The organism is Duganella sp. S19_KUP01_CR8, assembly GCF_036688705.1.
Classification (GTDB): Bacteria; Pseudomonadota; Gammaproteobacteria; order Burkholderiales; family Burkholderiaceae_D; genus Rugamonas.
In genome coordinates, this window is record NZ_JAQQPR010000028.1 from 1 (window position 1) to 13,711 (window position 13,711).

The window sequence follows — 13,711 nt, forward strand, 5'->3', positions numbered from 1 at the left end:
CCCCATTTGAGCATGAGCTCGGCTTTAGTAGCCGAGCTCATGCTCAAATGGGGGACCTGACCCCGGGTTTCAGACCGAACTGAGCTCCGCCACGAAATCGTAGGCGTCGCCGCGGAAATACGAGCGGCAAAACTCCACCACCCGGCCGTCGGACAGGAAACCCAAGCGTTCGACGGCCAGTCCCGCATCCGCCTCCCGCGCCTCCAGCAGGCGTGCCTGTTCCGCGCTCAACAGCAAGGCCGACAGCCGCTGCAAGGCCCGCACCGGCCGGTTGCCGCTGCGGTTCAGCGCCTCGTACATCGATTTATCCACCGCTTCCAGGGACGGCAGGCAGTCGCCCGGCACCGTCGCATATTCCACGCACATCGGCGTGTCGTCGGCATAGCGGATGCGATGAAAGCGATACACCGGGTCGCCCGGGCTGAGGCGCAGCCGCGCAGCCTCCTCGCTGGTGGCGCCGCCGGCGCTGCGGTCCAGCCAGGTGCTGCCGGGTTGCCGGCCGCGCGCCCGCATATCCTCCGAAAATGAACTGAGCTTGGAAAAATTCTGTTCGATGCGGGTGTGGTTGATGAAGTTGCCCGAACCGGGACGCCGCACCAGCAGGCCTTCCGCCACCAGGCCATCGAGCGCCTTGCGCACCGTCAGCCGCGACACGTTCAAGTCGCTGGCCAGCTTGCGTTCCGGCGGCAGGGCGTCATCCGGCAACAGCACCCGCTGGGCGATGGCCTCGCGCAAGGCGCGCTGCAACTGGTGATACAGCGGCAGGCTGCTGGTATCGCTGAGCACTTTCATGATGTTGGTCAATGTCACCATATGCTTCCCTTTGCCCTGCACCAGTACCAATTAAGTACCAAAAATTGACGGTCGTCTTGAAGTATTTTTAACATTTCGCACCAAACAGGTGAATATTAAGCGATTTTTTGTCTAAAAAACACCACAACCACATTATTTTTCACAACTGGTAGCGCTTTGGTATCATTGTTTACAGTATATTGGCATCGAACTGGTTTGGTTGTTTGGTTTGCAAGGGGGAATCTTGCGAAAGATTCATCATCACAAGAAGTGAACAGGCCCGTCCTGGGCCATTTTGGAGATTTGCAATGACGTTTCGACAGCACGCAGCAAGCAACACCACCTCGGCCCGCGCTGGCCTGACACCGATCGCCGCCGCAGTCGGCATGATGATCGCCGCCGCCGTCTACGCAACGCCGGCCATGGCGCAACAGGCGACGCCGCCTGCCGATGCCGACGCCCCATCCGCCATCGTGACCGTTTCGGGTGTACGCGCCGCCCTGGAACAGTCGCTGAAGCAGAAGCGCAATGCCGACTCGGTGGTCGAAGTGGTGACCGCTGAAGACATCGGCAAGATGCCCGACAAAAACGTCGCCGACGCCATCCAGCGCCTGCCCGGCGTGAACATCCAGTCGTCGGCCGGCGGTGAAGGCGGCTTCGGCGAGAACGACCGCGTCAGCCTGCGCGGCACCAGCCCATCCCTGCAACAAACCCTGTTCAACGGCCACGCCATCAGCACCGGCGACTGGTTCGTGCTGAACCAGTTCGGCGGCAACGTCGGCCGCTCCAGCAGCTTCTCGCTGCTGCCGTCCGAGCTGGTCAGCTCGATCGTGGTGCACAAATCGCAGACCGCCGACCTGGTCGAAGGCGGCGTGTCCGGCGCCATCGACGTCATCACCCGCCGTCCGCTGGAATTCAAGAAAGCGCTGACGCTGGAAGCGTCGGTACAGGCGGTGTACAACGATCTGGCCAAGAAGACCGAGCCGCAATTCTCCGGCCTGTTCAACTGGAAGAACGACACCAACACCGCCGGCGTGCTGGTGCAGGCCTTCTCGGAAAAAACCACGGTGCGCCGCGATGGCCAGGAAGTGCTGGGCTATGTGACGGTAGGCAAGAACAGCGCGGCCGCCAAGGCCAATCCTGCGCTGGCCGGCATGTACGTGCCGACCTTCATCGGCGCCTCGCTGTTCGAGCAAAAGAAAAAACGTGAAGGCGGCGCCTTCGACGTCGAGTTCAAACCGTCGAAAGAACTGACGCTGGACCTGAACGGCTTCTACTCCAAGCTGGACGCACCGCACCAGAACACCAACTGGCTGGCGGCGCCGGGCAACTCCTTCAACCGCGACAACCGCGTGCCATTAAGCGTCGTCACCAAAGGCAACACCATCACCGGCGCCTCCTTCGCCACCAACTCGGGCGAGGTCGACAACATCTACCGTCCGGATGCCGGCGGCGAAGCCTACTACGTCGATTTCAACTTCCGCTACCGCGCCACGTCGGACCTGACCTTCAGCGGCAAGGCCGGCATGACCCACGGCGAAGGCTGGGACCATGGCGACGTCTACTACCAGAACAATGTCAGCGGCGGCATGACCTACCAGCTGAACGGCCTGAGCCCGGCCAGCGTGTCCTATCCCGGCGGCGTCACCACATCGCCAGGCAGCACCGCCTGGGCCGGCGGCGGCGAGTCGCAATCGATCGACAAGGAACACTACGCCCAACTGGACGGCGAGCTGCGCATCAGCCAGGGCGTGTTCGATTCGGTCAAGTTCGGCGTCCGCGCCACCGACCACAAACGCAGCGCCGAGCACCCGCTGGAATCCAAGCTGGGCCCGCTGGGCGCCACCAATCCCGGCCCGGCCTGGAGCGGCCAGCAGTATCCGAGCGACTTCGCCTCCAACCTGGGCGGCGGCCTGTCGTCGGCCTACTTCCGCTACGACGGCGCGGCGCTGGGCGCCTGGGGCGCGGTGCCGGGCAACCGCGTGATCGACTTCGTGGCGCGCCACAACTGGCAGGACGAATTCAAGGTCAACGAGAAGACCACCGCGCTGTACGGCATGGCCAACCTGGCCGGCGACAGCTGGAGCGGCAACGTCGGCCTGCGCGGCGTGCGCACCAAGCAGACGTCGATCGTCAACCTGTCCGGCGGCACCAACCCGATCAAGGGTTCGGCCTTCGGCGACTACACCCCGACCACCTTCGAACGCACCTACAACGACGTGCTGCCTAGCGCCAACGTCAAGTTCGACGTGAACCAGGACCTGGTGGTGCGTGGCGCGGTGGCGCGGGCGATCTCGCGTCCCGACTACAGCGCGCTGGGTGGTTCGGTGTCGCTGAACGACGATGCGCTGAGCGCTTCCGGCGGCAACGTCAAGCTCGATCCGGTCCGCTCCAACAACGCGGAAGTCAGCGCCGAGTGGTACTTCGCACCGAAATCCTCGCTGTCGGCCGGCCTGTTCTACATGGACCTGGTGTCGGTGGTGGCGCAAGGCGGCAGCGTGGGCACCTTCTTCAACAACAAGCAAGGCAAGATGACGGAGTACCAGATCACCTCGCCTTACACCACCAGCGGCAAGAACAAGGGCGTGGAGCTGAGCTACCAGCAGCCGCTGTTCAGCAGCTTCGGCGTGCTGGCCAACTACACCTACGCCGATGGCAAGCTGGCTGACGGCACCGAGCTGCTGAATTCCTCGAAGAGCACCTACAACGTCACCGGCTTCTACGAGGATGCCAAGTTCAGCGCTCGCCTGGCGTACAACTACCGCTCCAGCTACAAGGCCGGCGTCGACCGTGGCGCCGCCCAGCACGTGAAGGGCGCGGGTAACCTGGCAGGATCGTTGAACTACAAGATCAACGAGCAGCTGACGATCACCTTCGACGCGCTGAACCTGACCAACACCACCATCAAGATGTACGCGGAAACGCCTGACCAGCCGCGCGCGTTCTACTCGAACGGCCGCACCTTCTACCTGGGCCTGCGCGCCAAGCTGTAATCGCTGGGTTGTAACAAGGTTGTTGTACCAAGGTTTGCTGGCCCTCACTCCCGTGGGGCCAGCTTTTTTTATTGGGCGGCGGCGCGCGCCAGCAGCAAGGTGCGTTCGCGTTCGTTCTGCGTCAGCTGCGCGGCCCGTTCGAATTCGTGGCGCGCTTCGTCATGTCGTCCCAGCTTGGACAGGAAGTCGCCGCGCACGCTGGGCAGCAGGTGGTAGTGCTTCAACGCCGCCACATCCATCAAGCCATCCACCACTTCCAACCCGGCCTCCGGCCCGAAGGCCATCGCCAGCGCCACCGCGCGGTTCAACTCCACCACCGGCGACGGCGTCAGCTGCGCCAGCGCGTCGTACAGCGCGGCGATGCGCTGCCAGTCGGTATCGGCCGCCAGTCGCGCGCGCGCGTGGCAGGCCGCGATGGCCGCCTGCACGCCGTAAGAGCCGAGGCCGCGCCCGGTTTGCTCGGCGCGCGCCAGCGCCGCCAGGCCGCGCCGTATCAGCAGCTGGTCCCAGCGCGCGCGGTCCTGCTCCAGCAGCAAAATAGGTTCGCCCTTCGGCCCCACGCGGGCGCGGGCGCGCGAGGACTGGATCTCCATCAGCGCCACCAGGCCGTGCACTTCCGCTTCGTCCGGCGCCAGCTCGGCCAGGATGCGGCCCAGCCGCAGCGCCTCCTCGCACAAGGCCGGCCGCATCCAGTCGGCGCCGGCGCTGGCGGAATAGCCTTCGTTGTAGATCAGGTAGATCACTTGCAGCACCGACGCCAGCCGCTCCACCAGCTCGTGCGCGCGCGGCGCTTCGAACGGCACCTTGGCCTCGGCCAGCGTGCGCTTGGCGCGCACGATGCGCTGCGCCACCGTCGCTTCCGGCACCAGGAAGGCGCGGGCGATTTCCTCGGTGCTCAGGCCGCCCAACATGCGCAGGGTCAGCGCCACCCGGCCGTCGGTCGGCAGCACCGGGTGGCAGGCCACGAACACCAGCCGCAGCAGGTCGTCGCCGATATCGTTTTCCAGCGCGTCGGCCACTGCCGCATCGAGGTTGGGCGCGGCGTCCTGCAGCACGCCTTCGATTTCGTAGGTGAGTTCGGCTTCCTTTTCCTGGTGCAGCTGGCGGCGGCGCAGCACGTCCAGCGCGCGGTTCTTGGCGACGGTGGTCAGCCAGGCGGCCGGCTGCTCCGGCACGCCGGTTTCCGGCCAGCGCTCCAGCGCCATCACCAGCGCATCCTGCGCCAGTTCCTCGGCCTGGCCGACGTCGCGCAGCATGCGCGCCAACACGGCGATGATCTTGGCGGACTCCATCCGCCATACCGCCTCGACGATCCTGGGGACGTCAGCCGCCACGGGCTTTCTTCCTGAAGGCCTCGCGCAGGCCGCTCTCCAGCAGTTCGGCGCGCAGGCGTTCCTCGGCGGCGCGCATTTCCGGCGTAAATTCCTGGTGGGTGATGCGCTCGCAGGCTTCGCGGATTTCCAGCGTCAGGTCGCCTGGGCTGGGATAGGGATAGGTCTTGGCCCAGGCGATGGCCTCGTCGAGCGAGGCCGCCTGCACCATCCAGTAGCCGGCGATCAGTTCCTTGACTTCGGCGAAGGGGCCGTCGACCACCGAGGTTTTCGAATTGGCGAAGTGGACGCGGGTGGCGGAGGCGCTGGCCTTCAGGCCCTCGCCGGCCAGCAGCACGCCCTGCTGCACGCCCGCTTCGTTGTAGGCGTTCATCACGTCGATGATTTCCGGCGGCGGCACCAGGTCCGCCTCCAGGTCGGCATCGGAACGGATGAAGATCACATAGCGCGTCAAGGCTTCGTCGCGGCGCGGCAGCGTGCCCGCCGCCGTGCCGCGTTCGTCGAAGCCGAGACAATTGCCGGGACAACCGGCGTCGCGGATTTCATACACTGCGCCGCTGTCGAACAAGGGCCACCAGCGCACCTGTTCGATGGCGTCCTCCTTCGATTCGGCCTCGATCAGCGTGAAGCCGGCCACCAGTTCCCTGGGCGCGAACGGCCCGCGCAGCACGCTCCACTCGCCGTCGCGCCGCAGCAGGCGCACCGCCTCCGTGCTGGGTTTGAGAAAGGTTCCCGGCTCCAGCGCGGGCGGCTGTTGGCCGCGTTCGGTGCTCTGGTTGGCGCGGCGCAGTATCATGAATTCCATCGCGTACTCCTAGTTTTCCGCTAAGGTAGCAGCATCACAGACGGGCGCGCAAGGCTTCTTCCTGCGCCACCAGCTCCGGCGTGGCGACATCGGCGAAATCCTCCATCTCGAACACCTGGCGGATTTCGATTTCCGACGGCACGTCGAACGGATTCGGGCAACGCTTCATCCACTCGATGGCCTCCTCCTTCGACTTCACCTGCAGCAGCCAGAAACCGGCGATCAGTTCCTTGGTCTCGGCGAACGGGCCGTCGATGACGGTGCGCTTGGGGCCGTCGTACAGGATGCGCGCGCCCTTGGAGCTGGGATGCACGCCCTCGCCGGCCAGCAGCACGCCGGCGTTGACCAGCTCTTCGTTGAACGCGCCCATCGCGGTCAGCAGCTCGACGCTCGGCATCTTGCCCGCCTCGGAATCCTCGGTGGCTTTAACGATAATCATGAAACGCATGGCGATCTCCGGTTAGCCGCAATCAGGCATTTGCTGTTTCATCGCCTCGTTCATTTCCTCCGGCGTCATGTCCTTGGTGTGGGTGGCGATCGACCAGATGTGGCCGAACGGGTCGGTGACCTGGCCGTAGCGGTCACCCCAGAACATGTCGGCCGGCGGCATCTTCTCGGTGGCGCCGGCGGCGATCGCCTGGGCGTAGGTGGCGTCGGCGTCGGGCACGTAGATGTGCAGCGTGACCGGGCTGCCGTTCAGCTTCTTGGGGCCGACGCTGCCGAAGTCGGGGAACTCGTCCACCAGCATGACGGTGGAATCGCCGATGCGCACGGCGGCGTGTATCAGCCTGCCGTTCTGGCCGGGAATGCGCGCGCACTCGGTGGCCTTGAAGGCCTTTTTATAGAACTCGATGGCGTCTGCCGCGCCATCGACGACCAGGTGGGGGGTGACGCTGTGCATGCCTTCTGGAATCGGATCTACTTTTGCAGTCATGATGCTCTCCTTTTTGTGGGGGTTGAGGCGAGTGAGAATCCTCACTCTACCTCCACGACGAAGCAGCACGCGTCAAATCGACAGATTTTTTTAAATATTTTTAAATTAATTACTGAACTCGACCAGCGCCGGCACCACTTGCTCCGGCGCCTCGTCGATCAGCCAGTGGCCCGAGCCCTGGATGATGACGCTCTTCACATTCGTGCCCACGGTGCCGACCTGCTTGCCGAGGAATTCGCCGGCCGAGTATTGGCCCGCCAGCGTCAGCACCGGCATGGTCAGCTTGGTCTGCGACATCGGACCGAAATCGGCGGCATCCTTTTCAAAATCGCTGAAGTAGGAGAAGCCGGCGCGCATGCCGCCCGGCTGGGCGTAGGCCGCGGCGTACAGCTTGCGGTCCGCTTCCTTGACCGACTTGGTCTTGTCGGCCGAGAAGTCGTTCCAGAAGTGCTCGAAGTAGATCCGTTCGCGGCCCTTGACCAGCGCCAGCGGGGTCGGACCGTAGAAGTGGAAGTGCCACACGGCCTTGGCCGGGAAGGCGTTGCGCCAGTCGCCGACGCCGGGGATGAAGGCGTCCATCAGCACCAGTTTGCGGGTGTCGGCCGGGAACTGGGCGGCGTAGCCGTAGGCCACCATCAGGCCGATGTCGTGGCCGACCACCACGGCCGGCTCGCTGGTGATGCCCTTGACCAGTTCGTGGATGTCGACCGCCATGGTTTTCTTGTCATAGCCGCCCTCCGGCTTTTCCGAGCCGCCGGCGCCGCGCAGGTCGGGCACGATGACGGTATGGTTCTTGACCAGTTCGGCCATGGCCGGTACCCACATGTGTCCGGTCTCGCCATAGCCGTGCAGCAGCACCACCGGGCTGCCCTGCCCGCCGATCTTGTAGTGCAGCTTGACGCCGTTCGCTTGCGCATACTTGTCGGTAAAACCGTTGACCTTGACGTCGATCGGCGCGGCGGCCGCGGCGGCCAGGCCGGTGCTCAGTATGAGGGCGGCGGCAGCCAGGCTGCGGCGGATAATCGTGGTGCTGGTGTTCATGTTAGGCTCCTGAGTGGGTGGGTACTGCATTCACTATATGGTTTAAGTTCCTCATGAACAATCGGCTAAAAGTTAAGTGATAATTCATAATTTATGAATCTAAAGCACCAGATACTGCTGGTACCTCTATTTATCCTAAGTGCCTGGGCGCATTCCTGCGTGCTGCGCATCGGCTATACCTCGCAAAATGCCCCGCCCTATTTCATCGGGACGGACACGATCCCGGCGGCGCCCGGCGCCACCGTGGACCTGCTGAACGAGATGGCCGCGTCCGCCGGCTGCAAGACCGAACTGGTGCGCCTGCCAACCGCGCGCCTGCTGCTGGCGCTGAACGCCGGCCAGATCGACGCCACCGCGCTGGCGACGCCGCCCGCCGGGCTGCCGTCGGTGGTCTATCCGCTCGACGGCCAGGGCCGGCCCGATCCCGCGCGCGGCTTGCAGCACACCACGGTGATCATCGTGCGCGCGGCGGACCGGGCGGCGGCCAGCGCCGACCTGAACGGCTTCCTGCGCGGCCGCCGGGTCGGCGTGTCGCACGGCGTGTCGTTCGCGGGCGAGCTGCGCGCGGCCGGCATGCAGGTGGACGACGGCGCCGCCGACGCCCGCCGCAATTTCGACAAGCTCAAACGCAACCGAGTCGATGCGGTGGCCATGTCGCTGAACGTGGCGGGCGATATGGACGAACTGCTGGCGCGCGAACATGGCAAGGAGCTGGTGCGGCTGGAGCAGCCGCTGAGTTCGCATTCGCTGTGGTTGATGGTCAACAAGGACTACTATGGCGCGCACGGCGCCGCCGTGGACGAGATGTGGAACTGGCTCGGCAGCAAGGGCCGCAAGCGCCTGCCGCAACTGCTGAAGAAGTACGAAGCGCTGCCGCAGCAAGGCGGCAGCGCGGCGAAACATTAGCCGACTTGACGGCGGCGCAGCGCCGCCAGGCCGATCAGGCCGACACCCAGCATCAGGTAGGTCTCCGGTTCCGGCACGGCGGTGGTCACCAGCGTTTGCGTGCCCAGCTGCGTGTTGATGTCGCCCAGGCTGGAATTCAGGAACAGCGCGTCGGTAAAGCTCAGCGTGCTGGTGCCGGCGCCGATCACGTTGAAGCTCAGGTGCGCCAGGCTGCCGCTGCCGCTGACGCCGGGCACGGCGCCGAACTTGAAGCCGTACACATAGGACACCACGCCCGGCGTGCCGGACACATCGGCCACACCGAAATCGGTGGCGCCGCCGTCGGAACCCAGCAATCCGCCTTCAGTGGCGCCGGTCGCCTGCAGGTAGGCCGGATTGAACACCAGCGAGAAGTTATAGCCATACAGGTCGGACACGCCGGTGAGGCGGATGTCCAGCTCGATGGTCGAGCCCACCACGCCGCTCGATGGCGTGGCGACGATGCTCAGCACCGGATCGGCCGCGTAGGCCGACGGTGCGGCGAAAGCGGCGGCCAGCAGTGCGGCGCCGGCCTGGTATTTCCATTTATTCAAACTCAACATATTCATTTTCCTTTGCCCATCAGGCTTAGATTCAGCATCGGCGCCGCGCCGGGTGTGCCCGGCGGCGGCGCCGCTAGTGTGTGGCGGCTTACAGGCGGCAACCGCCTGGTATGCGTTGCGACTCGGCTGCCAGGTCGCGTGCATCGACCACGCCATCCTTGTTCAGATCGGCGCGCACATCGTAGCCGGCCTGGCCCGTGCGTTTGCCCAGCGCGGCTTTGATGATCGCCAGGTCGTCGCAGTTGAGGGTACCGTCACCGTTGACATCGCCCACCAGGCGGATCGTGAAGTTGGCGTTCGACACATCGAAGAAGACGTTGTCGATTGCTTCCACCTTGATGCGCGCCGTGGTGCTGGCCACCAGCGGCAGCGTGACCGCTTTGCTGCCGTTGTTGGCCGTGCTGGCCGCCAGCGTGTACGGGTAGGTGTTGCCGCCGTCGGTCGACAGCGAGATCTTCACGTTGGCGGTGTTGACCGGTGCGACGTCGGTGTTGGCCACGCTCCAGGTCACGGTCTGGGTCGAGCCGCCGTCCAGCGACACCGCGCTGTTCGGCGAGGTCACCAGGAACGGGCCGGCGTTCGGCGCCAGCACCAGCTTGGTGCTGGCGTTGCCGACGCCGCCACGGCCGTCACGCGCGGTCAGGCGAAAGTTCAGCGCGGCCGGCGAGGCGTTGGCGCCGAAGCCCACGTAGTCGGCGGTCGGCAGGAACTCCGAGAAGCACGCGATGTCGGCGGCGGTCGGGCTGGCGGCGGCGGTCGGGCAAACACCGGTTTCCGCGTTGGTGTTGTTGGACAGGATTTGCGTCAGGTCCGGGAACACGCGGGTCGGGTTGGTGGTGACGTGGTTTTCACCCGGCGAACCGTACTTGATGGTGTCGTCGTTGCTGACCACGGCCTGTACGCCGAACTGACGGAACAGCGGGCCATTGGTCTTGGTGTTGCTGATCAATCCGGTGCCGGTGCCGCTGGCGCGGTCGTTCTGCTCCCACAAGTAGGTCAGCGTGTCGCCTTCGCCGTCGGTGGCGCTGCCGGTCAGGGCGAACGGCGTGCGCACCGGAATGGTGTAGCTGGCCGGCACGCTCACCACCGGCGTGGTGTTGCCGGTGAACGACAAGGAACCGCGACGGGTGGTGGCGCCGCCGGAGGCGATCTCGCCGACATAGCCGCTGCAACCGCCGCTGCAATTGACCAGCTCCAGCATCGGGACATTGGTGCCGGCCAGCGTACCGCCGAAGGTGATCGTGGCGGCAGCGTCGCTCAGCGAGCTGACGGTGACGGTGGCGCCCGCAGGCCAGCCACTGATGCCCTGGATCGCCGCCTTGATACCGGCGGTGGTGAAGTTGGTGCCACGGATGATGGCGGCCGAATCGTTGCCGTTGTAACGCAGCTTGAACTGCTGGGTGCCGCCGAAGTTGGTCAGCGCCAGCATCTGCACTTCGTTGATCGCGCTTTCCGAGCCCGAGGTGTAGGCGACGATCTCGTCGAAGCTGCGCTGCGACCAATAAGCGTCGCTGTGGGTTTGCAGGTTGTCGGTGCCGCAAATGCCGGCGTAGGCCATGATCGACGAGCCGCTGCCCGGTTCCACCGAGGTGCCGGCGTTGCGGTTGCCGCCCGAGCAATTGCTGATCACGCCGTTGAAGGTGTGGTTGCCGGAGAACTGGTGGCCCAGTTCGTGCGCCACGTAGTCGACCGCGTAGAAGTCGCCGACCGGGGTGGGAATGCCGGTGCAACCCTGCGCCTTGCTGTTGCCGCCGACCACGCCCAGACTGGCGATGCCGCCGCCGTTGAGGCCGAGCGCGATGTGGCCGACATCGAAGTTGCCGGCGCCGGCCAGCAGGCCCGCCACGACGCGGTTGCGCGACAGCGTGCCGCTGCCGCAGCTGGCCGCCTGGGTGGCGGTGTAGCAGGCGGTGGCGCCGCACGGACCGTTGGCGCCGGTCATTTGCGCGGCGGTGTCCAGGTTCAGGGCGTCGGTATTGTTGATCAACATCAGGCGGATCGCGGTCTCGTCTTCATAGACCTGGGTGACGCGGTTGATCAGCGTGACCTTGGCCGCCGTCACGTTGGCCGAGCCGCCAAAGTAGGTGGCGTAGGACGGATCGGTGACCAGCGCCAGGCGGTAGGTGCGCAGCTGGTTGCCGGAAGTGGGACCGGCCACGGCCTGGTCGTCCACCACGTGGTAGGCCACGGTGCTGGTCGAGTTGCCGTCGGTGGCGCTGACTTCGAAGGCGCCGGTGTTGCGCGACGGATCGGCCACCAGCGAGGTGTTGATCACGCCTTCCGCATCGGCGGTGACGACCACGCTCTGGCGCGTGCCGCTGTCGCCTTCGTTGCGTACCGACACGGTGACCGAGGCGCCCGGCGTGAAGCCGGCGCCGCGTACTTCGACCTTGTCGTCGGCGTGGTAGAAGCCCTGCGACAAGGCGATCTGCGCCTCGGTCAGCGGTGCTTCGCGCAGCGCGCCGTGGCTGTTGACCAGGTCGCGGCTGTGATAGCTGTTGTAGACGCTGTCGTCGAGCGCGGTTTGCGGATCGACATACCAGGCGCCGGTCGGCGTGCGCACCGAGGCGTGCAGGCCCAGCGGGGTGATGTCCATGCGCAGGCTGGCGTTCGGATCGTCGATGCCTTTACCGGCATAGGTCTTGATTTCAGGGTGCTTGGCGGCCAGGCCGGCTTCCATGATCGGCGAATCGACGATGGCGAAGCGCTGGTAACCGCCGTCCGGGTGCGGCAGGGAAATAATCAACGGGCTGACGGCGGCGGCGTCGGTGCGTTCCAGCGGCGCCGACTTGGCCAGTTGCTTCAGGCCGTTGCGGTTCAGGCTGGCGGCGTGGAAGCGGCGCGGGCCGGAAGTACTGGCGGACTGTGCGGTTCGGCCGTTGGCGGCGCCCACGTCCTGCCAGAAGTCGCCGGTCGGCTGGCTGGCGGTCGGTCCATCCTTGGCGATGACGGCGGCGGAACTGGAGATGGTCCAGCCCAATGCCATGAAGGCGAATAACATGCGTCCAGCGGTAGGACGCAGCGTTGCCCCGGCCTTTTTGAGGCGGGGAGTCGGTGACGGGTTCACTGAAAGTTTCATGCCTGCTATACCCTTAATTTTATTGTTGATCCGAAAAAGCCTGCCAATTTCACCCTGAACATATCCATTTCCAAGGGAAAATATGCCCAATGAAACATTAATGCACTGAAAACAATACATGCAAAAGTTTCAATTTAAGTATTACTTAATTAATTTTTCGTCACAACAGTTAGCGGAGATTTTTTTAGCGAAGCACTGGAAACATGGGCGTTTCAGGCGCAAACACAAAAAAATCACTGTTGTCTTTAATACACAGTTTTTGTTTGTATGTTAGTCAAGCTTGGGGAAAGCGAAGGCGGGAGATTGAAACGGCTTTCGTTTGATCGCCGCTGAGCTGCGTTCATGTACTATTGCCACATGAAAAGACTCCAAATTACGTTACCGTTGGCGCTGGGCGCGCTGGTGGTATGGCTGGGCCTGACCCTGGGCGTCGGCAGGCTGTTCAGCGGCGGCCGGCAGCAATCGTTGTTTGATTCGGTGGCCGGCGGCATCGGGCCGGCGTGGGTGCTGGCGGCCTTGTTTGCCCTGGTGGTGGCGCTGGCTTCCAGCGAACGCCGCGCCGCCGGCCTGCGCGCTCCCGAATCGTGGAAATCGCTGTGGCTGGTCTGGCCGCCCCTGCTCTATTCGCTGCTGATGTTGCTGGTGGCGTGGGCGGGCGGCTGGCCGCCGTCGCATGTGCTGCTGATCGTCGGCTGCAATACGGCGCTGGTGGCGGTGTCGGAAGAGCTGATGTTCCGTTCGGTACTGCTGCAAAGCCTGCTGGACCGGCATGCGATCTGGCCGGCAGTGCTGATCTCGTCGTTGCTGTTCGGCGTGGTGCACACGCTCAATGGTTGGGCTACCGGCGACTTCGGCAGCGCGCTGTGGCAATCGGTGGCGGCCTTCCTGCAGGGCGTGGGCTACGCCGCCATCCGCCTGCGCACGCGCTCGGTGTGGCCCATGGTGGTGGTGCACGGCCTGTGGGACTTTGCGCTGGTGACGTCGGCGCTGACGGCGTCCAGCACTGGTGAGGGTTCGGTGCTGCCGTTTGCCGCCGTGCTGGCGGTGCTGCCACTTTGCCTGTATGGCGTATTCCTGCTGCGCGGCAGCCAGCGGGCGCTGCTGCGCCCGGTGTCGGCAGGAGAAAACTCGGTCGCAAGCTAGAGAGTTCCCATCGATCTTTCACCAGTGGCGCGGCCGAAAGCGGTAAAATGACGGGTTACGCGCGGGGGCTATTTCAGCCTCTGCAAAACCAGACTCACGCATCGCC

Annotated in this window: 11 protein-coding genes; 3 read left to right on the plus strand and 8 right to left on the minus strand. The window is 64.7% G+C overall.

Translation table 11 applies throughout. The features are described 5' to 3' along the window. Positions 1-69: 69 nt before the first annotated feature. Positions 70-813, minus strand: coding sequence for a GntR family transcriptional regulator (locus tag V6M89_RS23795; RefSeq protein WP_332855518.1), 744 nt, complete (start codon positions 811-813; stop codon positions 70-72). Positions 814-1,100: 287 nt separating this feature from the next. Between V6M89_RS23795 and V6M89_RS23800 the strand changes: the two genes are divergently transcribed. Beyond that, positions 1,101-3,785: a TonB-dependent receptor gene (locus tag V6M89_RS23800; RefSeq protein ID WP_332855519.1), complete on the plus strand. Its 2,685-nt coding sequence runs from the start codon at positions 1,101-1,103 to the stop codon at positions 3,783-3,785. 68 nt (positions 3,786-3,853) lie between these two features. Here the strand turns inward: V6M89_RS23800 and V6M89_RS23805 are convergent, their stop codons facing one another. From V6M89_RS23805 to V6M89_RS23825, 5 genes are all read right to left on the minus strand, one after another. Then, positions 3,854-5,077: an RNA polymerase sigma factor gene (locus V6M89_RS23805; protein ID WP_332855605.1), complete on the minus strand. Its 1,224-nt coding sequence runs from the start codon at positions 5,075-5,077 to the stop codon at positions 3,854-3,856. 31 nt (positions 5,078-5,108) lie between these two features. Beyond that, the gene (locus tag V6M89_RS23810; protein ID WP_332855520.1) at positions 5,109-5,921 is read right to left on the minus strand and encodes a YciI family protein; all 813 of its coding nucleotides are present in this window, start codon (positions 5,919-5,921) and stop codon (positions 5,109-5,111) included. Between the two features lie 34 nt (positions 5,922-5,955). Next, positions 5,956-6,369 carry a YciI family protein gene (locus tag V6M89_RS23815; protein ID WP_332855521.1) on the minus strand — a complete coding sequence of 138 codons (414 nt, stop codon included), beginning with the start codon at positions 6,367-6,369 and terminating at the stop codon, positions 5,956-5,958. 12 nt (positions 6,370-6,381) lie between these two features. Next, a complete protein-coding gene (locus V6M89_RS23820; protein ID WP_332855522.1) occupies positions 6,382-6,855 on the minus strand; it encodes a VOC family protein in 474 nt (157 codons plus the stop codon). 105 nt (positions 6,856-6,960) lie between these two features. Next, complete coding sequence (locus tag V6M89_RS23825) at positions 6,961-7,896, minus strand: alpha/beta fold hydrolase (protein WP_332855523.1); 936 nt, start codon at positions 7,894-7,896, stop codon at positions 6,961-6,963. A 93-nt stretch (positions 7,897-7,989) separates the two neighbouring features. On the opposite strand from V6M89_RS23825, the gene V6M89_RS23830 reads away from it, so the two are divergent. Next, positions 7,990-8,802, plus strand: coding sequence for a substrate-binding periplasmic protein (locus tag V6M89_RS23830; RefSeq protein ID WP_332855524.1), 813 nt, complete (start codon positions 7,990-7,992; stop codon positions 8,800-8,802). On the opposite strand, the gene V6M89_RS23835 is transcribed toward V6M89_RS23830, so the two are convergent. Both V6M89_RS23835 and V6M89_RS23840 read right to left on the minus strand, forming a co-directional pair. Further along, a complete protein-coding gene (locus V6M89_RS23835; protein WP_332855525.1) occupies positions 8,799-9,383 on the minus strand; it encodes a cohesin domain-containing protein in 585 nt (194 codons plus the stop codon). The genes V6M89_RS23830 and V6M89_RS23835 overlap by 4 nt on opposite strands. A gap of 88 nt (positions 9,384-9,471) precedes the next feature. Continuing rightward, on the minus strand, positions 9,472-12,384 hold the full coding sequence (locus V6M89_RS23840) for a M12 family metallo-peptidase (RefSeq protein ID WP_332855526.1): 2,913 nt from the start codon (positions 12,382-12,384) through the stop codon (positions 9,472-9,474). 435 nt (positions 12,385-12,819) lie between these two features. On the opposite strand from V6M89_RS23840, the gene V6M89_RS23845 reads away from it, so the two are divergent. After that, on the plus strand, positions 12,820-13,605 hold the full coding sequence (locus tag V6M89_RS23845) for a CPBP family intramembrane glutamic endopeptidase (RefSeq protein ID WP_332855527.1): 786 nt from the start codon (positions 12,820-12,822) through the stop codon (positions 13,603-13,605). Positions 13,606-13,711: the final 106 nt, after the last annotated feature.